The organism is Burkholderia humptydooensis (assembly GCF_001513745.1).
Classification (GTDB): domain Bacteria; phylum Pseudomonadota; class Gammaproteobacteria; order Burkholderiales; family Burkholderiaceae; genus Burkholderia; species Burkholderia humptydooensis.
Map to the genome: position 1 here is coordinate 3934924 of NZ_CP013380.1, position 21835 is coordinate 3956758.

Annotated in this window: 19 protein-coding genes; 12 read left to right on the plus strand and 7 right to left on the minus strand. The window is 70.4% G+C overall.

What is annotated here, in order from left to right; translation table 11 throughout:
• Positions 1–7 precede the first annotated feature (7 nt).
• The 4 genes from AQ610_RS17600 (at position 8) to AQ610_RS17615 (ending at position 5210) form a co-directional block, all read left to right on the plus strand.
• Positions 8–1990: a beta-galactosidase gene (locus AQ610_RS17600; protein ID WP_006024179.1), complete on the plus strand. Its 1983-nt coding sequence runs from the start codon at positions 8–10 to the stop codon at positions 1988–1990.
• 62 nt (positions 1991–2052) lie between these two features.
• Positions 2053–3312, plus strand: coding sequence for an ABC transporter substrate-binding protein (locus AQ610_RS17605; RefSeq protein WP_006024178.1), 1260 nt, complete (start codon positions 2053–2055; stop codon positions 3310–3312).
• Positions 3313–3473: 161 nt separating this feature from the next.
• A complete protein-coding gene (locus AQ610_RS17610; protein ID WP_043281917.1) occupies positions 3474–4349 on the plus strand; it encodes a carbohydrate ABC transporter permease in 876 nt (291 codons plus the stop codon).
• 9 nt (positions 4350–4358) lie between these two features.
• Complete coding sequence (locus tag AQ610_RS17615; protein WP_006024176.1) at positions 4359–5210, plus strand: carbohydrate ABC transporter permease; 852 nt, start codon at positions 4359–4361, stop codon at positions 5208–5210.
• A 90-nt stretch (positions 5211–5300) separates the two neighbouring features.
• On the opposite strand, the gene AQ610_RS17620 is transcribed toward AQ610_RS17615, so the two are convergent.
• The 6 genes from AQ610_RS17620 to fliE form a co-directional block, all read right to left on the minus strand.
• Positions 5301–6020: a PepSY-associated TM helix domain-containing protein gene (locus tag AQ610_RS17620; protein WP_006024175.1), complete on the minus strand. Its 720-nt coding sequence runs from the start codon at positions 6018–6020 to the stop codon at positions 5301–5303.
• A gap of 346 nt (positions 6021–6366) precedes the next feature.
• Positions 6367–6693 carry an EscU/YscU/HrcU family type III secretion system export apparatus switch protein gene (locus AQ610_RS17625; protein WP_006024174.1) on the minus strand — a complete coding sequence of 109 codons (327 nt, stop codon included), beginning with the start codon at positions 6691–6693 and terminating at the stop codon, positions 6367–6369.
• Positions 6690–8174: a flagellar hook-length control protein FliK gene (gene fliK, locus AQ610_RS17630; protein WP_059213577.1), complete on the minus strand. Its 1485-nt coding sequence runs from the start codon at positions 8172–8174 to the stop codon at positions 6690–6692. Before fliK ends, AQ610_RS17625 begins: the two co-directional genes overlap by 4 nt.
• A 109-nt stretch (positions 8175–8283) precedes the next feature.
• Complete coding sequence (locus AQ610_RS17635; protein WP_006024172.1) at positions 8284–8610, minus strand: flagellar protein FliT; 327 nt, start codon at positions 8608–8610, stop codon at positions 8284–8286.
• Positions 8607–9041: a flagellar export chaperone FliS gene (gene fliS, locus AQ610_RS17640; RefSeq protein WP_009911010.1), complete on the minus strand. Its 435-nt coding sequence runs from the start codon at positions 9039–9041 to the stop codon at positions 8607–8609. The genes AQ610_RS17635 and fliS overlap by 4 nt, the downstream gene beginning before the upstream one ends.
• Positions 9042–9173: 132 nt before the next feature.
• Positions 9174–9518 carry a flagellar hook-basal body complex protein FliE gene (gene fliE / locus AQ610_RS17645; protein WP_006024170.1) on the minus strand — a complete coding sequence of 115 codons (345 nt, stop codon included), beginning with the start codon at positions 9516–9518 and terminating at the stop codon, positions 9174–9176.
• Between the two features lie 248 nt (positions 9519–9766).
• Here fliE and fliF point away from each other — a divergent pair, with 248 nt between their 5' ends.
• The 6 genes from fliF to AQ610_RS17675 are packed head-to-tail and all read left to right on the plus strand — an operon-like array spanning position 9767 to position 16724.
• Entirely contained in the window at positions 9767–11563 is a 1797-nt protein-coding gene (gene fliF, locus AQ610_RS17650; RefSeq protein WP_006024169.1) for a flagellar basal-body MS-ring/collar protein FliF, read from the plus strand.
• Positions 11553–12548, plus strand: a complete 996-nt coding sequence (fliG, locus tag AQ610_RS17655) for a flagellar motor switch protein FliG (RefSeq protein ID WP_009911003.1) — start codon at positions 11553–11555, stop codon at positions 12546–12548. The genes fliF and fliG overlap by 11 nt, the downstream gene beginning before the upstream one ends.
• Positions 12541–13221, plus strand: a complete 681-nt coding sequence (fliH, locus tag AQ610_RS17660; RefSeq protein WP_009911001.1) for a flagellar assembly protein FliH — start codon at positions 12541–12543, stop codon at positions 13219–13221. The genes fliG and fliH overlap by 8 nt, the downstream gene beginning before the upstream one ends.
• On the plus strand, positions 13215–14786 hold the full coding sequence (fliI, locus tag AQ610_RS17665; RefSeq protein ID WP_009910999.1) for a flagellar protein export ATPase FliI: 1572 nt from the start codon (positions 13215–13217) through the stop codon (positions 14784–14786). The genes fliH and fliI overlap by 7 nt, the downstream gene beginning before the upstream one ends.
• Positions 14787–14791: 5 nt before the next feature.
• Complete coding sequence (fliJ, locus tag AQ610_RS17670; RefSeq protein WP_006024164.1) at positions 14792–15244, plus strand: flagellar export protein FliJ; 453 nt, start codon at positions 14792–14794, stop codon at positions 15242–15244.
• Between the two features lie 34 nt (positions 15245–15278).
• On the plus strand, positions 15279–16724 hold the full coding sequence (locus AQ610_RS17675; RefSeq protein WP_043281915.1) for a flagellar hook-length control protein FliK: 1446 nt from the start codon (positions 15279–15281) through the stop codon (positions 16722–16724).
• A gap of 36 nt (positions 16725–16760) precedes the next feature.
• Here AQ610_RS17675 and AQ610_RS17680 read toward each other — a convergent pair whose 3' ends face one another.
• The gene (locus tag AQ610_RS17680) at positions 16761–18407 is read right to left on the minus strand and encodes a GMC family oxidoreductase (protein ID WP_043281912.1); all 1647 of its coding nucleotides are present in this window, start codon (positions 18405–18407) and stop codon (positions 16761–16763) included.
• A gap of 234 nt (positions 18408–18641) precedes the next feature.
• On the opposite strand from AQ610_RS17680, the gene AQ610_RS17685 reads away from it, so the two are divergent.
• Both AQ610_RS17685 and AQ610_RS17690 read left to right on the plus strand, forming a co-directional pair.
• Positions 18642–20321 (plus strand): isovaleryl-CoA dehydrogenase, encoded by a 1680-nt coding sequence (locus tag AQ610_RS17685; RefSeq protein ID WP_009910987.1) that lies wholly within the window; start codon positions 18642–18644, stop codon positions 20319–20321.
• Between the two features lie 34 nt (positions 20322–20355).
• On the plus strand, positions 20356–21774 hold the full coding sequence (locus AQ610_RS17690) for a coniferyl aldehyde dehydrogenase (RefSeq protein ID WP_006024160.1): 1419 nt from the start codon (positions 20356–20358) through the stop codon (positions 21772–21774).
• Positions 21775–21835: the final 61 nt, after the last annotated feature.

Below are 21835 nucleotides of genomic sequence, written 5' to 3' on the forward strand. Positions count from 1 at the left end.
ACCCGGCATGCGCATCGGCGTTTGTTACTACCCGGAACACTGGCCCGAATCGATGTGGGCGGAAGATGCTCGCCGGATGAAGGCGCTCGGCATCGAGCAGGTGCGGATCGGCGAATTCGCGTGGAGCCGCATCGAGCCCGAGCCCGGCGAATACGACTGGGGCTGGCTCGATCGCGCGATCGACGTGCTCGGCGCAGCGGGGCTCGACGTCGTGATGTGCACGCCGACCGCGACGCCGCCGAAATGGCTGATCGACCGCCATCCCGACATCCTCGCGATCGGCGCCGACGGCCGGCCGCGCGCGTTCGGCTCGCGCCGCCACTACGATTTCTCGTCGCCGGCGTACTACGAAGCCTCGCAGCGGATCTGCACGGCGGTCGCCGGGCGCTACGGCCGGCATCCGGCCGTGCGCCACTGGCAGACCGACAACGAGATGGGCTGCCACCACACGGTCGTCAGCTACTCGAGCGCCGCGCTCGCGCGCTTTCGCGACTGGCTGAAGGCGCGCTACGGGACCGTCGACGCGCTGAACCGCGCGTGGGGCACGGTATTCTGGAGCATGGAGTATCGGCGCTTCGACGAGATCGACGCGCCGGTCGGCACCGTGACCGAAGCGCATCCTTCGCATCGCCTCGACTATCGCCGCTTCGCGTCGGATGAGCTCGCGCGCTATCACCGGATGCAGGTCGACGCGATCCGCGCGCACTCGCCCGGGCGCGGCGTCACGCACAACTTCATGCAGCTCTTCACCGAGTTCGATCACTACGCGGTCGCGCGCGATCTCGATTTCGCCGCATGGGACAGCTACCCGCTCGGCGCGCTCGAAGAGCAATGGTTCGCGCCGGAGCTGAAGGCGCGCTGGCTGCGCACGGGCCATCCGGATTTCGCATCGTTCAACCACGACCTCTATCGCGGGATGTCGAAAGCGCCGTTCTGGGTGATGGAGCAGCAGCCCGGCCCCGTCAACTGGGCGCAATGGAATCCGGCGCCGCTGCCCGGCATGGTGCGCCTCTGGAGCTGGGAAGCGTTCGCGCACGGCGCGGGCTGCGTGTCGTACTTCCGCTGGCGGCAGGCGCCGTTCGCGCAGGAGCAGATGCACGCCGGGCTGAACACGCCGGACGACGTGCTCGACGTCGGCGGGCATGAAGCCGCGCTCGTCGCGCAGGAGATCGCCGCGCTGCGCGACGCCGCCGGCGCGCAGGCCGACGCGGCCGTGCGCGCGCCGGTCGCGCTGATCTACGACTACGAAGCGAAGTGGCTGTTCGAAGTGCATCCGCAGGGCGCGGACTTCCACTACCCGCGCTTCGCGTTCGAATACTACTCGGCGCTGCGCGCGCTCGGCTTCGACGTCGACGTGATCCCGGCCGACGCGCCGCTCGACGGCTATCGGCTGATCGTCGTGCCGCCGCTGCCCGTCGTGCCCGATGACTTCGCCGCCCGGCTCTCGGCGTCGAGCACGCACGTCGTGCTCGGCCCGCGCACCGGCTCGAAGACGCGAGACCTGCAGATCCCGCCGACGCTGCCGCCCGGCCCGCTCGCCTCGATCGTGCCGATCCGCGTGTGGCGCGCCGAGTCGCTGCGGCCGAATGTCGCCGAACGCGTCGAAGGCGCGCTCGGCGACGGCACCGCATTCTCGGGCGCCGCGCGTCACTGGCGCGATCTCGTCGAGCTGCGCGACGCCGCGCGCGGCGACGTGCGCGCCCGCTTCGCCGACGGCCATCCGGCGTGCGTCGCGCACGGCCGGCTGCACTATTGGGCCGCCCTCTTCGACGAAGGAACGACCGCGCGGCTCCTCGCCGACGTCGCCGCCGAGGCGGGGCTCGCGCCCGTGCCGCTTAGCGACAGCGTCCGCGTAAGCCGCCGCGGCGGCATCACGTACGTCTTCAACTACGGCAACGCGCCGTACACGATCGACGCGATCCCGCCGTCGGACTTCGTGCTCGGCGCGGCACGGGTCGAGCCGCGCGGCGTCGCGGCCTATCGCGGCTGACGGAGCCGGCCGTACCGGCGCCCGCGCGGCGCCGCTCACCCACACCCACATCGGAGACATACATGGACCATCGCCCCATCCGCTTCGTCGCCGGGCTCGCGGCGGCCGCCGCCGTCGCGGCCGCGTCGTTCGGCGCCGCATCGCCCGCCCGCGCGGGCACGCTCGCGGTCAACATCGCGTTCAAGGGCGCGAGCCAGCGCGCGGTATGGCAGTCGACATTCGACGCGTTCCACAAGGCGCACCCGGACATCGACGTGAAAGCGACCTTCGTGGACGAAGAAGCGTACAAGGTGCAGTTGCCCGCGTGGCTCACGACAGTCGCGCCCGACATCGTCAACTGGCACGCGGGCGAGCGGATGGCGTACTACGCGCGGCGCGGCCTGTTCGAGGACCTGAGCGCCGACTGGGCGAAGAACGGCTGGAACGCGATGTACGCGTCGACGCGAGACGCGTCGTCGTACAACGGCAAGCAGTACGCCGCGCCGACCGTCTACTACTCATGGGGCCTTTTCTACCGGAAGGACCTGCTGCGCAAGGTCGGCGTGGCCGACGAGCCGAAGACCTGGGATCAATTTCTCGCCGCATGCAAGAAGCTGAAGGCGGCGGGAATCACGCCGATCGCGATCGGCGGCCGCGACGCGTGGACGCTCGCCGGCTGGTTCGACTATCTCGATCTGCGGATCAACGGCAACGCGTTCCACCAGCGGCTCATGGCGGGCGACGTGCCGTACACCGACCCGCGCGTGAAGAAGGTCTACACGGCGTGGAAGATGCTGATCGACGCCGGCTACTTCATCGACAACGCGCTGTCCTACGATCTCGACGGCGCGCAGCCGTTCCTGTTCCAGGGCAAGGCGGCGATGATGCTGATGGGCACGTTCATCGCGGCGGGTTTTCCGCAGAACGTGAAGCCGCAAATGGGCTACTTCCAGTTTCCGATCATCGATGCGTCGGTGCCGACCGCCGAGGACGGTCCGGTCGAGTCGCTGCACATCCCGGCGAAGGCGAAGAACAAGGCCGACGCGCGCACGTTCCTCGCGTTCGTCGAGACGCCGGAGATCGGCGCGAAGCTCGCGCAGGGGCTCGGCTCGCTGTCGGCGAACAGCAAGTCGCCGGAACCCGACGATCCGATCTCGCGCATCGGCTTCCGGATTCTCTCGGACACGAAGGGCGGCGTCGCGCAGTTCTACGATCGCGACATGACAAAGGAGATGGCCGACGAAGGAATGAAGGGCATGCAGCAGTTCATGGCCAGTCCCGCGCAACTCGACGCCGTGCTCGCGCAGCTCGAGCAGACCCGCAAGCGAATCTACAAGAAGTAAGCCGGCGGCGGCCGCGCGCCGCCGCCTTCCTTCCGGTTCAGGAGTTCGCCGTGACCCGTTCGACCATGCCCCGCCGAGTCGACGCCCGCCCCGCCGCGCGATCGCGCCGGGACGCCGGGCCTCGCGCGCCCGTCGCGCCAATCGCATCCGCCGTGCCGGCCATGCCGGCCGCGCGCCGGCCGTCGCGCACCGCGCGCGGGCAGCGGCGCGCCGCGTGGCTCTTTCTCGCCCCCGCCTGCGCGATGGTCGCCGTCTACGTGATCTGGCCGATCCTGTCGACGATGTGGCTGAGCCTCTACAACTGGGACGGCATGACGGCGCGCACCTTCGTCGGCGTCGCGAACTACGTCGAGCTGCTGCACGCGCCGACGTTCTACACCGCGCTGAAGAACAACGTGATCTGGCTCGCGCTCTTCATGCTCGCGCCGCCGCTCGGCCTCGCGTTCGCGCTGTACCTGAACCAGGCGGTCGGCGGCATCCGGCTCGTCAAATCGCTTTGCTTCGCGCCGTTCGTGCTGTCGGGCGTCGTCGTCGGGCTGGTCTTCTCGTGGTTCTACGATCCGACCTTCGGCCTGCTCGCGCTTGTCGTCGGACACGGCGTGCCCGTGCTCGGCGACGCGCGCTATGCGACGTTCGGCATCGTGCTCGCCGCACTGTGGCCGCAGACCGCGTACTGCATGATCCTCTACCTGACCGGCCTCACGGCGCTCAACGCCGAGCAGATCGAGGCCGCGCGGATGGAGGGCGCGCGCGGCTTCACGCTGTTCTGGCACGTCGTGCTGCCGCAACTGCGGCCGACGACCTTCATGGCGCTCGTCGTCACCGTGATCGGCGCGCTGCGCAGCTTCGACCTGATCTCGGTGATGACGGGCGGCGGCCCGTTCGAGAGCTCGACGGTGCTCGCGTATTACATGTACGACCAGGCGATCAAGTATTACCGCCTCGGCTATTCCGCATCGATCGCCGTCGTGCTGTTCGCGATCATGCTCGTCTACATCGTCTTCCAACTGCGCCGCATGCTGCGCAACGAACAGTGAGGTGCCGCCATGTTTCCGATGCCGGTCCAGCAATGGAAGCCCGTCTCGCGCAATCTGTACAGGCTGTCGCTGCCCGTCGCGCTCGTCGTCTGGCTGCTGCCGATGATCGCGGTGTTCATCACGTCGGTCCGCTCGACCGAGGAGCTCCAGGAAGGCCGCTACTGGGGCTGGCCGAAGCGCTTCTCGATGATCGAGAACTACCGCGACGCGCTGACGGGCTCGCCGATGCTCCATTACTTCTGGAACAGCGTGCAGATCACGGTGCCTTCGGTGCTCGGCTCGATCGCGCTCGCGGCAATGGCGGGCCACGCGCTCGCGACCTATCGCTTTCGCGGCAACACCGCGCTGTTCGGCACGTTCGTCGCGGGCAACTTCGTGCCGGTGCAGGTGCTGATGATCCCCGTGCGCGATCTGTCGCTGCGGCTCGGCGTGTTCAACACGGTCGAGGCGCTGATCCTGTTCCATGTCGCATTCCAGACGGGCTTCTGCACGCTGTTCCTGCGCAACTTCATCAAGCAGTTGCCGTTCGAGCTGATCGAGGCCGCGCGCGTCGAGGGCGCGGGCGAATGGACCGTGTTTCGCCGCATCGTGCTGCCGCTCATCCGGCCCGCGCTCGCCGCGCTCGCGATCCTCGTCTTCACGTTCGTCTGGAACGACTATTTCTGGGCGCTGTGCCTCACGCAGGGCGACGAGGCGGCGCCGATCACGGCGGGCGTCGCGGCGCTGAAGGGGCAATGGACGACGTCGTGGAATCTCGTGTCGGCGGGCTCGATCCTCGCCGCGCTGCCGTCGGTCGCGATGTTCTTCGCGATGCAGAGGAATTTCGTCGCGGGAATCACGTTCGGCGCGACGAAGGGGTGAGTTGGGCGATCCGCGCGTCGGGGCGCTCGGGCCGCCGCAAAGCGCGCGTCGCGCGCGTCGCCCGGAAAGCGGCGGCCGGCGGCGCGCGCGTCAGGACAAGCCCGCCACCAGCGCCGCGGCCACCGAGCCGGCGACGAGCACGACGCCGACCGTGCGCCGCTTGTTGAGCTCGGTCCAGAGCAGCACGCCCGTCAGCGACAGCAGCACCATCGATCCCGCGATCGTATCCATCAGCAGCACCCAGAACAGGTTCATGCCGACGCCGCGATGCAGGTTGTTGAGCGTCGTGAGGAACGCGTTGTCGGTGCGCTTCACCGACACGTAGCCGTTCCCCTTCCAGTATTCGACCTGCACGTTGCTGCGCGGCCCGAAGAGGCCGAACTGCCAGTGCTCGGGCTGCTCGACGCGCCGGCCGCCCCACGCGACGGGCTGCGCGGGGTCCTTGCGGACGCGGCCGAGCCGGCCGTCGAACGCGAGCTCGCGCCGGACCCACGCGGCCATCGCGTGAGGCGTCGCGGGCGCGGGCGACGGCAGCGCGAGCTGGAGCTGGCTGACCTGCGGCTCGCCGGACGAGATCTTGAGCGGCGGCGCGCGGTGATTGAGGAGCACGCCCGTCACGCCGAACAGCAGGCCGAGCACCGCGCCCCACAGGCCGACCCAGCCGTGCACCTTGCGCAGCCATTTGATGAACGTCGCGCGCCGCGAACAGCGGCGGCGGTCGGCCAGCGCGGATTCGTCGAGCTTGCGCGGCGAGCCCGGATACGGCACCACGACGCCGGAGTGTTTTTCGATCGATTCGGGCGCGTTCACGCTTCGGCTTCCATTCGCACAAAATATCGGGCGGCGCGCAACCGAGTCACGCGCCGCCCGCATCAATTAAATGAGAATGGATATCATTACATAAAATGGCGGCGGACTCAATGTCGCCGGATGGGGAATCGCCGAACAGCAAGGTCCCGAGGCGGAGCCGTCGAGCCATTCGTCGATCATTCGACTTGTCGATCCGGCGATGCGGCGATCCATCGATCCCCCGTTCCTCGCCTCACCGCCCCCAAGTCCCGCGAAGCGACCGGTCGGCGTCACGCGCGCCGAGCCCGAAACGCCCGCCACACGCGGGACACCTCGCGCCCACGCTCGACGTCCGGCGCCAAGGCACTCACCGCTTCGGCAGCGGCGGAAAAACCGGCAGCGCGCCGCCGCCATCGCCGCTGTCGCCCGCGCCGCTTTCGAGCGCGTACAGCCACGCGAGCAGTTCCGCGACCGCCCGATACAGTTGCGGCGGAATCCGCGCGTCGAGGTCGACCTGCATCAGCAGCGACACCATCTCCGGCGCGGTGTGCACGTACAGTCCGGCATCGCGCGCGCGCTCGATGATCCGCTCGGCGACGAGCCCGTAGCCCTTCGCCACGACGCGCGGCGCGGTGTCGCCGCCCTTCGCGTCATACGCGAGCACCGCGGCGCGCTTGCGCTGCGGCCCGCTCATCGCGCGAGCTCCCAGTCGTCGCCGGCCCCGACCTGCGACGGCGGCTCACGACGCCCGGCGCCCGACGCGCCGGCCATCCCCGCCGCCCCGGCTTCGCCGCCCGCCGCCGCGCGCGCATACGCGGAGGCGGCCGCCCGCGCGGCCGCCGTGTCGTAGCCGTCCGGCGCGCCGTCGATCGCGCGGATCGACAGGCCGCTCACCTGCAGCCCGAGCGCCTGCAAACGCGCGCGCAGCGCCTCGCCGTGCGGCGCGAGCCGCGCCGCGCCCGCCTCGCTCGCGCGCAGCCGTGCGGCAAGCTGCTCGCCGTTCAGCACGAGCTCCGCGTCGACCGTGCCGAGCAACGGCAGCGCGAGCGTGAGGCGCGTGCGCCAGCCGCGCGCATCCGGGAAATCCGCGTCGGACGCGGGCCGCTCGCGGCCTTGCTGCTCGTCCGGCTCGATCGTCCAGTCGAGCCGCGCGCCCGGCCACGCCTCGCCGATCCAGCGAAACTGATCGGTCGCGAGCAGATCGAGCTGCTGGCGCACGATCGGCAGCGTCGCCGCATGCAGCGAGGCCGCGACCGGCGCCGGCGCGTCGGCGCTCGCCGCCGGCATGCCGGGCCGCGCGAGCGCCGCCTGCGCGGCCGGCGCGCCGACGGGCTTGCCGTTGGCGTCGGCGAGCGCCGCATACGCATCGACGGAACGCGCGAGCGCCGCCGCGTTCGCCGGCGCGCGGCCGGACGCCGCCGCGCCTTCGTCCGCGCCGCCCCCCGGCGGTGCCGGCGCGCGCGCGCCCGCCCGCGCGAGCGCATCGCGGCCGCCCTCCGGCAGCGGCAGACGCGCGGCGAGCAGATCGGCGAGCGCATCGTCGAGTGCATCGCCCGCTTGGCCGGCCGGCGCGCCCGGCGGAGCGCCGCTTGCGAGCCGCGCCTGCGGCTCGCGCGCGAGCTCGGCCGTCGTGCGCTGGCCGGCGAGCCATTGGGCGAGGTGAGACTCGTAGAAGAGGCCGCTCTGAGCAACAGCCTGCGCGAGCGCGAGGCTCAGCGCGGCGGCGGGCGACGCCGCCAAAGCTGCCTGCGCGGCGGCCTGCGCGCCTGGCGCGCCCGCCTCCGCCGCGGAAGGCGCAGGATTGCCGGCGCGGGCATCGGGCGTGACGAGCAGCGGATCGAGCAGCGCCGCCCGCACGGCGGAAGCGGCAAAAGCGGCAAAAGTGGCGGGCGCCGCGGGCAGCAGCGGCGCGGCGCCGACGACGGCGGGCGTCGCGCCGCCGCCGTAGCGGGAAATCGCGTCGAGCGTGAGTCCGACCTCGGACAGCGCGGCCTGCGCGGACGCAGGCGGCGGCCCGCCCGCACCCGGCTGCGGCGGTGTCGCGGCCGCGGGCGGCGCGCCGGACGTGCCGACCTGCGCCGCCGCCGCGCCGCCCGCCGAGGGCTGGATCGCGTCGAGAAGGCTGTCGATGCGGCTCGCCAGGATGGCGGCGGCAGCGGTGTCGATACCGGTCATCGTGAATCCTGACGCGCGCCGAATGAAATCCGGGCCATCCGCGGCAACGAACGCGCGCCGTTCGTCCGCGCGAGCCAGCGCGCCAGAAGGCGGCGGCGCGCCCTGCCCTTTAGCCGCGCGCCCGGTACAGATCCTTGAGCGTCGAGCGGCCCGCGTGGAAGAACGCGGACAGCCGCGCGACCTCGGGGCTCGCGAGATTGCGGATCGCGGCGTCGTCGGCGAGGATGCGGCGGATCAGCTCGAACTTGCGGGTGCGCTCGGCTTCGTCGAGCAGGACGCCCCGCTCGGCCTCCTTCAGCCCGTCGACGAGCCGCAGATATTCGTCCTGAAGCCCGCCCATCGCGTGCCATGCCGCATCGCGAGCCGCGACGAGCATCCGCCCGGACACGTCGGCGATCGCTTCGTAACGGGCAAAGTATTCGTCGTTCCGATTCATCGCGACTGTTCCGTTGCCGCTTGCGCGCTCATCCTGGCCACTTCCGGGCCGATGCCCGTCCACGCGTCCTCGAGCGTCGCGAGCAGGCCATCGGCTTCGATCAGCATCGGCTCGCTCGCATCGGCGTTCGCCTGCAGCAGACGCCGGCAGACATACGCGTAGAGCGCGTCGAGGCGCGATGCGATGTCGCCGCCGGCTTCCAGATTCAGCGACTGCTGCAGGCCGCTCTCGACGATGCGGATCGCCTTGCCGATCGCCTCGCCGCGCGCGGCGACGTTGCCCTGCTGCAAATGCAGCCGCGCATGCGCGATCGCCTGACGCGCGCCCTGATACAGCATCGCAATGAGCCGGTGGGGAGACGCGCCCATCACCCCGGTTTCGACGCCGACGCGCGCATAGGCACTAGCTCCCGCGTGGCCTGGGGTAAACATGGCGTTGCTCCTCTTTGGTGCATTCGATTCGATACCACCGCTCCGTGCGCGGCACGGCGCGGGCTTGTATCGACGTTATCGGTAAGGAAGCCCGAAAGCTTTAGCGAAATGACGCGGCGCCGGCGGGCGCCGTCAGACGGACATCTGCATGATCTCGTTGTAGGCGCTCACTAACTTGTTGCGCACCTGTAGCCCGAACTGAAAGCCGATGTTGGCCTTCTGCATGTCGACCATCACGTCGTTGAGCGACACGTTCTGCGCGCCGATCTCGAACGCGTGCGCCTCGCCGAGCGCCTTTTGCTGATCGCCGCTGATCTTGTCGAGCGAGGCCTTCATCGCGCTCGCGAACGAGCCGGCCGTCGCCGCGCCGGAGCCGGCGAGCGTCGTGGCCGGGCCTGCCGCGCCGCCCGCGGCCTGCGCGGCCATCGCCTGCATCTGTTGCAGCGCCGAAGCGATGCCGTTGACGGGGGCAACCATGTGATCTCCGCAAAAGAAGCCGGGCCGCGCGGGCCCGGCGGGGGGAACTCCGGCTTCCCGCGAGCGTGGCGAGAGCCGGATTGCGAAAAAGCATAGCAGCCGCGCCACGGCGAAAGCCGCAGAAGTACGGCCGAAACCCGGCTCTATTCGTCCGATCGCGCCTGGCCGCGCTGCGGATAATCGCACCGTGTCAATGTCCGCCTGCTCCGCCGAGCCGGCATTCAGCCCGCAGTGGAGATACTCGACGCATGGACTCGCAGGCCAACTCGCTGATCAACCCCGACGCCCGTTCGAGCCTCGCGGGCGCGCCGCCGCAAGCCGCGGCCGCGGCGGGCGCGCTGCCCGGCGCAGCGGCGGGCGGCGCGGATTTCGGCCTGGGCGGCTTCGCCGAACGCATCCCGGGCCTCGCGCGGATGAGGACCAATCCGCGGCTGCCGCTCCTGATCGGCGCGGCGCTCGCCATCGCCGCGATCGTCGCGATCGTGCTGTGGAGCCGCGCGCCCGACTATCGCGTGCTGTACAGCAACCTGTCCGACCGCGACGGCGGCGCGATCATCACCGCGCTCCAGCAGGCAAACGTTCCCTATAAGTTCGCCGACGCGGGCGGCGCGATCCTCGTGCCCGCGAACCAGGTGCACGAGACGCGCCTGAAGCTCGCCGCGATGGGGCTGCCCAAGGGCGGCTCGGTCGGCTTCGAGCTGATGGACAACCAGAAATTCGGCATCAGCCAGTTCGCCGAGCAGGTCAACTACCAGCGCGCGCTCGAAGGCGAACTGCAGCGCACGGTCGAATCGATCAACGCGGTGCGCGCCGCGCGCGTGCATCTCGCGATCCCGAAGCCGTCGGTGTTCGTGCGCGACCGCGAGGCGCCGTCGGCGTCGGTGCTCGTCGATCTGTACCCGGGCCGCGTGCTCGACGAAGGGCAGGTGCTCGCCGTCACGCGGATGGTGTCGTCGAGCGTGCCCGACATGCCCGCGAAGAACGTGACGATCGTCGACCAGGACGGCAACCTGCTCACGCAGACCGCGTCGGCCACCGGCCTCGACGCGAGCCAGCTCAAGTACGTGCAGCAGATCGAGCGCAACACGCAAAAGCGCATCGACGCGATCCTCGCGCCGATCTTCGGCGCCGGCAACGCGCGCGCGCAGGTGAGCGCCGACGTCGACTTCTCGAAGATCGAGCAGACCTCGGAGAGCTACGGGCCGAACGGCACGCCGCAGCAGAGCGCGATCCGCAGCCAGCAGACGAGCACCGCGACCGAGCTCGCGCAAAGCGGCGCGTCGGGCGTGCCGGGCGCGCTGTCGAACACGCCGCCGCAGCCCGCGTCCGCGCCGATCGTCGCGAGCAACGGCCAGCCGGCCGGCCCGGCCGCGACGCCCGTCAGCGACCGCAAGGATTCGACGACGAACTACGAGCTCGACAAGACCGTGCGCCACGTCGAGCAATCGATGGGCACGATCAAGCGGCTGTCGGTCGCGGTCGTCGTCAACTATCAGCCGGCCGCCGACGCGAAGGGCCGCGTGACGATGCAGCCGCTCGCCGCGGACAAGCTCGCGCAGGTCCAGCAGCTCGTGAAGGACGCGATGGGCTACGACGAGAAGCGCGGCGATTCGGTCAACGTCGTCAACAGCGCGTTCTCGGCCGCGGCCGACCCGTTCGCGAACCTGCCGTGGTGGCGCCAGCCCGACATGATCGAGCTCGGCAAGGACATCGCGAAGTGGCTGGGCGTCGCCGCGGCGGCGGCCGCGCTGTACTTCATGTTCGTGCGCCCGGCGCTGCGCCGCGCGTTTCCGCCGCCCGCCCAGCCCGTGGCGGCGGCCGTGCCGGCGCTCGACGGCCCGGACGACGCGCTCGCGCTCGACGGCCTGCCGAGCCCCGACAAGAAGCAGCTTGTCGAGGAGGACGAAGAGCATCCGGCCCTGCTCGCCTTCGAAAGCGAGAAGAACCGCTACGAACGCAACCTGGACTACGCGCGCACGATCGCGCGCCAGGACCCGAAGATCGTCGCAACCGTCGTGAAGAACTGGGTGTCCGATGAACGCTGAAGGCTTGACCAAGAGCGCGCTCCTGCTGATGTCGATCGGCGAGGAAGAGGCCGCGCAGGTATTCAAATTCCTCGCGCCGCGCGAAGTGCAGAAGATCGGCGCCGCGATGGCCGCGCTGAAGAACGTCACGCGCGAGCAGGTCGAGGACGTGCTTAACGATTTCGTTCAGGAAGCCGAAAAGCACACCGCGCTGTCGCTCGATTCGAGCGAGTACATCCGCTCGGTGCTGACGAAGGCGCTCGGCGAGGACAAGGCGGGCGTGCTGATCGACCGGATCCTGCAAGGCAGCGACACGAGCGGGATCGAAGGGCTCAAGTGGATGGATTCGGCGGCCGTGGCCGAGCTCATCAAGAACGAGCATCCGCAGATCATCGCGACGATTCTCGTGCACCTCGACCGCGACCAGGCGTCCGAGATCGCGTCGTGCTTCACCGAGCGGCTGCGCAACGACGTGCTGCTGCGGATCGCGACGCTCGACGGCATTCAGCCGACCGCGCTGCGCGAGCTCGACGACGTGCTGACGGGCCTCCTGTCCGGCAGCGACAACCTGAAGCGCGCGCCGATGGGCGGCATCCGCACCGCGGCCGAGATCCTGAACTTCATGACGAGCGTGCACGAAGAGGCGGTGCTCGAAAACGTCAAGCAATACGATCCCGATCTCGCGCAGAAGATCATCGACCAGATGTTCGTGTTCGAGAACCTGCTCGACCTCGAGGACCGCGCGATCCAGTTGCTGCTGAAGGAAGTCGAATCGGAGGCGCTGATCGTCGCGCTGAAGGGAGCGCCGCCCGCGCTGCGGCAGAAGTTCCTGTCGAACATGTCGCAGCGCGCGGCCGAGCTGCTCGCCGAGGATCTCGACGCGCGCGGCCCGGTGCGCGTGTCCGAAGTCGAGACGCAGCAGCGCAAGATCCTGCAGGTGGTGCGCAACCTCGCCGAGAGCGGCCAGATCGTGATCGGCGGCAAGGCGGAAGACGCGTATGTCTGATCGCGCGAGCGTGCCGGGCAAGCCCGTCACCGCGTACCAGCGGTGGGAGATGGCTTCGTTCGATCCCCCGCCGCCGCCTCCGCCCGACGACGGCGGCGCGGCGGCGGCGGCGCTCGCCGCCGAACTGCAGCGCGTGCGCGACGCCGCGCACGCGGAAGGACTCGCCGCCGGCCATGTCGAAGGCCAGGCGCTCGGCTATCAGGCCGGCTACGAACAAGGGCGCGCGAAGGGCTTCGACGAAGGCCAGGTCGAAGCGCGCGCGCACGGCGCGCAGCTCGCCGCGCTCGCCGCGTCGTTTCGCGACGCGCTCGCGGGCGTCGAGCGCGATCTCGCCGACGACATCGCGACGCTCGCGCTCGAGATCGCGCAGCAGGTCGTGCGCCAGCACGTGCAGCACGATCCGGCCACGCTGATCGCGGCCGCGCGCGAGGTGCTCGCCTCGGAGCCCGCGCTCGCCGGCGCGCCGCATCTGATCGTGAATCCCGCGGATCTGCCCGTCGTCGAGGCGTATCTGAAGGACGAGCTCGACACGCTCGGCTGGAGCGTGCGCACCGACGCGGGCGTCGAGCGCGGCGGCTGCCGCGCGCACGCGTCGACGGGCGAAATCGACGCGACGCTCACGACCCGCTGGGAGCGGGTCGCGGCCGCGCTCGGCAAGGTGAGCGCATGGTGAACGACGCCTGCGGCGACGTGCTCCGCCGCGACGAACTCGACGCGCTCGAGCGCGAGCTCGCGCTCGCGTCGCGCGGCCCCGAGCACGAAGACGCGGCCGCGCGCGACGGCAGCTTCGGCGCCCATCACCACGCGCCCCCGCGCCCGCTCGCGACGGGCACGCCGAGCCCGCGCGCGGCGCTCGCGAATCCGCATCTCGCGCACTGGCGCACGCATCTCGACGGCATCCGCGAGCGCAACGCGCGCGCGCTGCCGCTGCGCCCGTGCGGACGCCTCACTCGCGCGGCGGGCCTCGTGCTCGAAGCGATCGGGCTGCGGCTGTCGGTCGGCGCCGAGTGCACGATCGAGCTGCCCGCGGGCAGCGCGCTGCCGTATGCGCAAGCCGAGGTCGTCGGCTTCGCGGGCGAGCGCCTGTTCCTGATGCCGACCACCGCGGTCGCGGGCGTGCTGCCCGGCGCGCGTGTCTGGCCGCTCGAAAGCGCGCCCGTGGCCGATCCGCTCGCGGGCGCGAAGCGCCTGCCCGTCGGCTGGGAGATGCTCGGGCGCATCGTCGACGCGTCGGGCCGCCCGCTCGACAATCTCGGGCCGCTCGCGTCGAAGGTCGACGCGCCGCTCACCGCGCCTTCGATCAACCCGCTCGATCGCGAGCCGATCCATCACGTGCTCGACGTCGGCGTGCGCGCGATCAACGGGCTGCTGACCGTCGGCCGCGGCCAGCGGATGGGCCTCTTCGCGGGCTCGGGCGTCGGCAAGTCGGTGCTGCTCGGCACGATGGCGCGCTACACGAGCGCCGAGGTGATCGTGATCGGCCTGATCGGCGAGCGGGGCCGCGAAGTGAAGGAATTCATCGAGCAGATCCTCGGCGAGGACGGGCTCGCGCGCTCCGTCGTCGTCGCGGCGCCCGCCGACGTGTCGCCGCTGTTGCGGATGCAGGGCGCCGCATACGCGACGACGCTCGCCGAATACTTCCGCGATCAGGGCAAGCACGTGCTGCTGCTGATGGATTCGCTCACGCGCTACGCGATGGCGCAGCGCGAGATCGCGCTCGCGATCGGCGAGCCGCCCGCGACGAAAGGCTATCCGCCGTCGGTGTTCGCGAAGCTGCCGGCGCTCGTCGAGCGCACCGGCAACGGCCCCGAAGGCGGCGGCTCGATCACCGCGTTCTACACGGTGCTCACCGAAGGCGACGACCAGCAGGACCCGATCGCCGATTCCGCGCGCGCGATTCTCGACGGCCACATCGTGCTGTCGCGCTCGCTCGCGGAAGCCGGCCACTACCCGGCCATCGACATCGAAGCGTCGATCAGCCGCGCGATGACCGCGCTGATCGACGACGCGCACCTCGAGCGCGTGCGCCAGTTCAAGCAGATGCTGTCGCGCTACCAGCGCAATCGCGATCTGATCGCGGTGGGCGCATACGCGCCGGGGCGCGACGCGCAGCTCGACCGCGCGATCGCGCTGTACCCGCGCATCGAATCGTTCCTGCAGCAGGGCTTTCGCGAATGCGCGCCATACGCGCCGAGCCTCGCCGCGCTCGATGCGCTGTTCGAATCCGAAGGAGGCTGATCGTCATGGCCCAAACGTTTCCGCTCCAGCTCCTGCTCGACCGCGCGCAGGACGAACTCGACACCGCGACGAAGCAGCTCGGGCGCGCGCAGCGCGAGCGCACCGACGCGCAGGCGCAGCTCGACGCGCTCGTGCGCTATCGCGACGAGTATCGCGTGCGCTTCGCCGAGTCCGCGCAATCGGGGATGCCCGCCGGCAACTGGCGCAACTTCCAGGCGTTCCTCGACACGCTCGACGCGGCGATCGAGCAGCAGCGGCGCGTGCTCGCCGCCGCGCAGACGCGCATCGACACGGCGCGCCCCGAGTGGCAGGCGAAAAAGCGCACGCTCGGCTCGTACGAGATCCTGCAGGCGCGCGGCGCGCGCCAGGAAGCGCAACGCGCCGCGAAGCGCGAGCAGCGCGACGCCGACGAGCATGCGGCCAAGGCGCTGCGCATGCGCGCGGACGCGGCGAAGTAAGCGCCCTCCATCGAACCCGAACACGAGATCCGCCATGCCTCCTCTTCCCTTGATCGGTACGCTGCTCGGCGCAGCGAGCGCGATGGTCAAGTCGTCGGCCGGCGCCGCGGCGAACGCGTCCGGCGCATCGGGCGCGCCGTCCGGCGACGCATCGTCCGCCGCGCCGTTCGCGCAGACGCTCAGGCAAAGCGTGCAGACGCAGCGCCAGGCGAACGCGAGCGCCGGCGCGCCAAACACCGGCAATGCGACGAACGCCGCGACGAAACCCGCAACGAATGCCTCGACAGATACCGCGACGGGCAATGCCGCGAACGCTTCCACGCCGAGCGCGAGCGGGCAGACCGCGGCGAGCGCGAACAACGCGAAGGCGTCCGGAAAGCCGGACGATCAGGACGACGACAAGAACGCGACGCAGTCTGCACCAGCGGATGCCGCGACGCTCGCCGCGGCTGCATCGCTGCAAGCGCAATTGCAGGCGCGGCCGGATGCGCAGGCCGCGCAGACCGCCGCCGCCGCCGCGCAAGCGGGCGCGAGCGACGCCGCGCATCCGCCGACGACGCCCGCGACGAACGCCGCCGCCAACGGCGACGCCGATTCGTCCGCGCCCGCCGGCGCGCAGCCGCCGGTCGGCGATGCGCTGAACGCGGCGTTGAGCAAGCTGACAGGCGCCGGCCGGACGAGCGCGCCGGCCGCGCAGCCGGCGGGCCGGGGCGGCGGCGCGCCCGCCTCGCTTGCCGCGAACGGCGCCGCATTCGACAAGGTGCTCGCGGGCGCGAAGGCTCCCGCCGCGCAAGCGGCGCTTGCCGACGCTTCGGGCGCAAACCCGGCGAACGCAAACACAATCGCGAACGCGGCGGCGAACGCCGCCCGGCCCGACGCGTCAGGCGCGCTCGCCGCGCTGCGGGACGCCGCCGATTCCGCCCCCTCGACGCTCGCGGCGTCGAGCGCGCCGGCCGCGCTGCAACAGACGGCGCCCGCCGCGCTCGCCGCGAACGCGAACGCCGCGGCGGCATCGGCTGCGCCGTCGCTCGCGCCGCCCGTCGGCACGCCGGACTGGACCGACGCGTTGAGCCAGAAGGTCGTGTTCCTGTCGAACTCGCATCAGCAGAGCGCGGAGCTCACGCTGAATCCGCCCGACCTCGGACCGCTGCAAGTCGTGCTGCGCGTTGCCGACAATCACGCGCATGCGCTCTTCGTATCGCAGCACGCGCAAGTGCGCGAAGCGGTCGAAGCCGCGCTGCCGAAGCTGCGCGAAGCGATGGAAGCGGGTGGACTCGGGCTCGGCAGCGCGAGCGTCAGCGACGGCGGCTTTGCGTCCGCACAGCAGCAGCAAACCCCGCAACGACAATCGCCGGACGGCTCCGCGGCGCGGCGCGCGTCCGGCGCATCGACAGCCGACGCCGCGCCCGGCGACGCGGCGGCGGCATCTTCCAGCGGCGCGACTCAGCGCACCGTCGGGATGGTCGACACGTTCGCCTGACGGTCGCGCCCGCGGCATCTCGCGCGGCGGCGCGCATCAGCCGCCGTGCGTCGCCGCGACCCGCTCGTGAGGAACGGACGCGGCCTGCCCGTTGCGCGCGGCCACGATGAAATCCGCCGCGCGCTCGCCGATCATCACGGTCGGCGCATTCGTGTTGCCGCCGATCAGCGTCGGCATCACCGATGCATCGACGATCCGCAACCTGTCCACCCCTTTCACGCGCAATTGCGGATCGACGACGGCGCGCGCGTCGGTGCCCATCCGGCACGTGCCGACCGGATGGTAGATCGTGTCCGCGTGCGCGACGATCGCGGCGCGCAACTGCGCGTCGGTGTCGCCCGGGTCGGTATACAGCTCGCGGCCGCCCTGCGACGCGAGCGGCGCGGCCGACAGAATCCGGCGCATCGCCTTCGCGCCGCGGATGAGCAGTTCGAGATCGCGTTCGTCGCTGAAGAAGCGCGGATCGATGAGCGGCGCGACGCGCGCATCGCCGCTCGCGAGCGCGACGTTGCCGCGGCTCTTCGGCCGCAGCGCGCACACGTGCAGCGAATAGCCGAAGCCCCAGTGCATGTTGCGGTTGTGGTCGTCGACGAGCGCCGTGCAGAAGTGCAGTTGCAGATCGGGGCGATCGAGGCCGGGGTCGCTCTTGATGAAACCGCCCGCCTCGGCGACGTTGCTCGTCATCATCCCTTCGCGCTTCGACAGGTAGCTGAACAGCGCGGGCGTCATCTTCGCGACGCCGCGCACGCAGATGCCGACGAGCTCGGACGAATTCACGCGCTTGTTGATGATGAAATCGATGTGATCGATCAGGTTCTCGCCGACATCGGGCGCATCGTGCACGAGCGCGACGCCGTGACGGCGCAACTGAGCGGCGGGACCCACGCCCGAGCACATCAGCAGTTGCGGCGTATTGAACGCGCCTGCGGACAGAATGACTTCCGCGCGCGCGCCGAGCGTCTCGACGCGCCCGCCGCGCGCGAGCTCGACGCCCGTGGCGCGCTTGCCGTCGAACACGACGCGCAGCACCGTCGCATCGACGATCACGTGCAGGTTCGGCCGCGTGCGGCCGTACACATAGGCGCGCGCGACGCTGCAGCGCGCGCCGTCGCGATGCGTGACCTGATAGAAGCCGACGCCTTCCTGATTCTCACCGTTGAAGTCGTCGTTGAGCGGATAGCCCGCTTCGTGCGCGGCCGCGATGAATCGTTCGGAGAACGGATTATGGAAGCGCAGGTCGGACACCGTGAGCGGGCCGTCCGCGCCGTGCCATTCGTTCGCGCCGCGCTCGTTGCCTTCGGCGCGGCGGAAGTACGGCAGCACGTCGCGCCATCCCCAGCCGGTGCAGCCGAGCCGCTCCCATTCGTCGTAATCGTGCGGATGGCCGCGCGTGTAGATCATCGCGTTGATCGCGCTCGAGCCGCCGAGCCCGCGGCCGCGAGGCTGATAGCCGCGGCGTCCGCCCAGGCCCGGCTGCGGCACCGTTTCGTAGCCGTAGTTCGTGCCGAGCCTGAACGGCACGAGCGCCGCGATTCCCACCGGCATGTTGACGAGCAGATTGCGTTCGGTGTGACCGCCTGCTTCGATCAGCGCGATCGTCGCGTCCGGGCACGCGTCGGCCAGGCGACCCGCGAGGCTCGCGCCGCCCGACCCTGCCCCGACAATAATGTAGTCGTACTGCATGTCACGTCTCCCTGTTTTGTCATCCACGCACCGGCGACTGGAATCGCAATCGAGACCGCCGGATGAGGCCTGTCATGTTCGCGCATTTTAGGAACGCAAAACGAGCCGGGACATCCCGACTCAAGAGCGATTCCTCTAAACGTCGGCGTGAACTAAATTTAAGATGACCGGATTCGCCTCGCGCGGAGGACGCGGTCAACAGAAGCCGGGCCCCGCGAAATGGGAGACAAAGGCATGCAGCAAAACCTGATGACGGCGACGCACCGGGTGACGAACCAGGCGCCGCCGCTTTCCGATTACAACGCGTTTGAAACGGATGCCGCGCTCGTCGATGCCGTTCGACGGTACGACGCGAGCTGGCATCAAACGGCGCTATCACGCGACGGCGCCGCGCTGACGACGCCCGATGCGCTCGCGCTCGCCGAGCTCGCGAATCGGCATGCGCCCGAGCTCGCGACGCACAGCCCGCGCGGCGAGCGGATCGACGCGCTCGAATTCCATCCGAGCTGGCACCAGTTGCTCGCGCTGCTGCGCGGCGAAGGGCTGCACGCGCTGCCGTTCTCGGAGCCGCAACCGGGCGCGATGGCCGCGCGCTGCGCCGGCTATTTCCTGCATGCGCAACTCGAATCCGGCTCGCTCTGCCCGCTCACGATGACGTTCGCGAGCATTCCGGTGCTGCAACACGAACCGGCCCTTTTTGCGACGCTACGCGACAAGCTGTATGCGCGCGAGCACGACGCGCGCGACGTGCCGCTGCCGCAAAAGCGCTCGATGATGGTCGGCATGGGCATGACCGAAAAGCAGGGCGGCTCCGACGTGCGCAGCAACGAGACGCACGCGTACCCGCTCGGCGCGGCAGGGCGCGGGCAGGCGTATCGGCTCGTCGGTCACAAATGGTTCTTCTCCGCGCCGCAATGCGACGCGCATCTCGTGCTCGCGCGCACGTCCGGGCGCGCGGGCATCTCGTGCTTCTACGTGCCGCGCTTTTCGCCCGACGGCGGCAAGAACGCGGTGCACGTGCAGCGCCTGAAGGACAAGCTCGGCAACCGCTCGAACGCGAGCGGCGAAGTCGAATTCCTGAACGCGTACGGCGTGATGATCGGCGACGAAGGGCGTGGCGTGCCAACGATCATCGAGATGGCGAACTACACGCGGCTCGATTGCGTGATCGGCAGCGCCGCGCTGATGCGCGCGGCGCTCGTGCAGGCGATCCATCACGCGCGGCATCGCAGCGCATTCGGCCGCCTGCTCGCCGAGCAGCCGCTGATGCGCAACGTGCTCGCCGATCTGGCGCTCGAATCGGAAGCGGCGACCGCGCTCTTCATGCGGCTCGCGCACGCGTTCGAAGAAGACGCGGCCGCGCGCTCGCCGCAGGCGCGCGGCTGGCGGCGCATCGTCACGCCGGCCGCGAAGTTCTGGGTCTGCAAGCGCACGCTCGAATTCACGGGCGAAGCGATGGAAGTATGGGGCGGCAACGGCTACGTCGAGACCGGGCCGATGGCGCGCTTCTATCGCGAGGCCCCGGTCAATTCGATCTGGGAAGGCTCGGGCAACGTGATGTGCCTCGACGTGCTGCGCGCGATCGAGCGCGAGCCCGACGCGGCCGCCGCGCTCTTCGACGAATGGCGCGACGCGGCGCGGTACAGCGCGCCGCTTGCCGACGCGCTCGCGGAATTGACGCGCCTGCTGTCGCTCGAACCCGAGCCGCGCGAAGCGTGCGCGCGCCGGATCGCACAACGCATCGCACTCGTCGCGCAGGCCTCGCTGCTGCTGCGCGACGGGCCCGCCGCCGTCGCGCAGGCATTCGTCGCCACGCGCTTCGGCAACGCCAGCAGCGAAACCGGACGCGTCTTCGGCACGCTGCCGGCCACCATCGATCACGCCGCGCTCATCGAGCGGGCGTTCCCGGCCTGAATGCCGGCCACACCCGTATCGCACAGGAGACGCCATGAAGAACGATCTGCCCGGCTTGGCCACGCTCGACGCGCTGTTGCGCGACCAGCGCGCCGCGTATCTGCGCGCGCCGTATCCGTCGTGGGCGACGCGCGCCGACCATCTGCGCGCGCTGCGCAAGATGCTGCTCGACCATCGCGACGCGCTCGCGGCCGCGATCCATGCGGACTTCGGCCATCGCGCGAAGGAAGAAGTGCTGATGTCCGAGATCTGGCTCGCGAAAGAGGAAATCGACGAAGCGCTCAAGCACGGCAAGCGCTGGATCAAGCCGAAGAGCCGGACGATGAACAAGTGGCTGCGCCCCGCGCGCGCGAAGGTGATGCCGCAGCCGCTCGGCGTCGTCGGCATCGTCGTGCCGTGGAACTACCCGGTGCTGCTCGCCGCGGGCCCGCTCATCTGCGCGCTCGCCGCCGGCAATCGCGCGATCGTCAAGATGTCCGAACTGACGCCGCGCACGTCGCAACTGTTCGAGGAACTGATCGCGAAGACCTTCGCGCGCGATCACGTCGCGGTCGTCAACGGCGATGCCGAAATCGGCGCCGCGTTCAGCAGGCTGCCGTTCGATCACCTGCTCTTCACCGGTTCGACGAACGTCGGCCGTCACGTGATGCGCGCGGCCGCCGAGAACCTCACGCCCGTCACGCTCGAGCTGGGCGGCAAGTCGCCCGTGATCGTCGGGCCGCGCGCGCGCTTCGACGCGGCGGTCGACGCGATCGTCACCGGCAAGACGCTGAACGCGGGCCAGACCTGCATCGCGCCCGACTATGTGCTCGTGCCGCGCGGCCGGGAGGCCGAATTCGTCGCGCGGGCGCGCGAGCGGATGGCGAAACTCTATCCGAATCTGCCGACGAACCCGGACTACACGTCGATCATCTCCGAGCGCCACTTCGCGCGGCTGCAGCGGCTCGCGAGCGAAGCGCAGGCGGGCGGCGCGCAGCTCCACCCGCTCACCGACGCCGCGCCCGATCCCGCGCTGCGCCGCCTGCCGCCCGTGCTCGTCACGCAGGCGCCGGACGCGTCGCAGTTGATGCAGGAAGAGATCTTCGGCCCGCTGCTGCCGATCGTCCCTTACGACACGCTCGACGATGCGATCGCCTACGTGAACGCGCGCCCGCGGCCGCTCGCGCTGTATCTGTTCGACGAAGACCGTTCGAGCGTCGAGCGCGTGATGCGCAATACGATCTCGGGCGGCGTGACGGTCAACGACACGCTGATGCACATCGCATGCGGCACGCTGCCGTTCGGCGGCGTCGGCGCGAGCGGGATGGGCGCGTACCACGGCTACGACGGCTTCGTCACGTTCTCGAAGATGAAGCCCGTGCTCACGCAGCCGCGCCTGAACACGCGCGCGATGATCGCGCCGCCGTACGGCAAGCGCTTCGCGGCCATCCTCAAGCTGATGCTGAAGTTCTGACGCGCGCTCTCCGGCGCATGACGCACGAAGGGCCGCTCGCGCGCGGCCCTTTCCTGCGGGA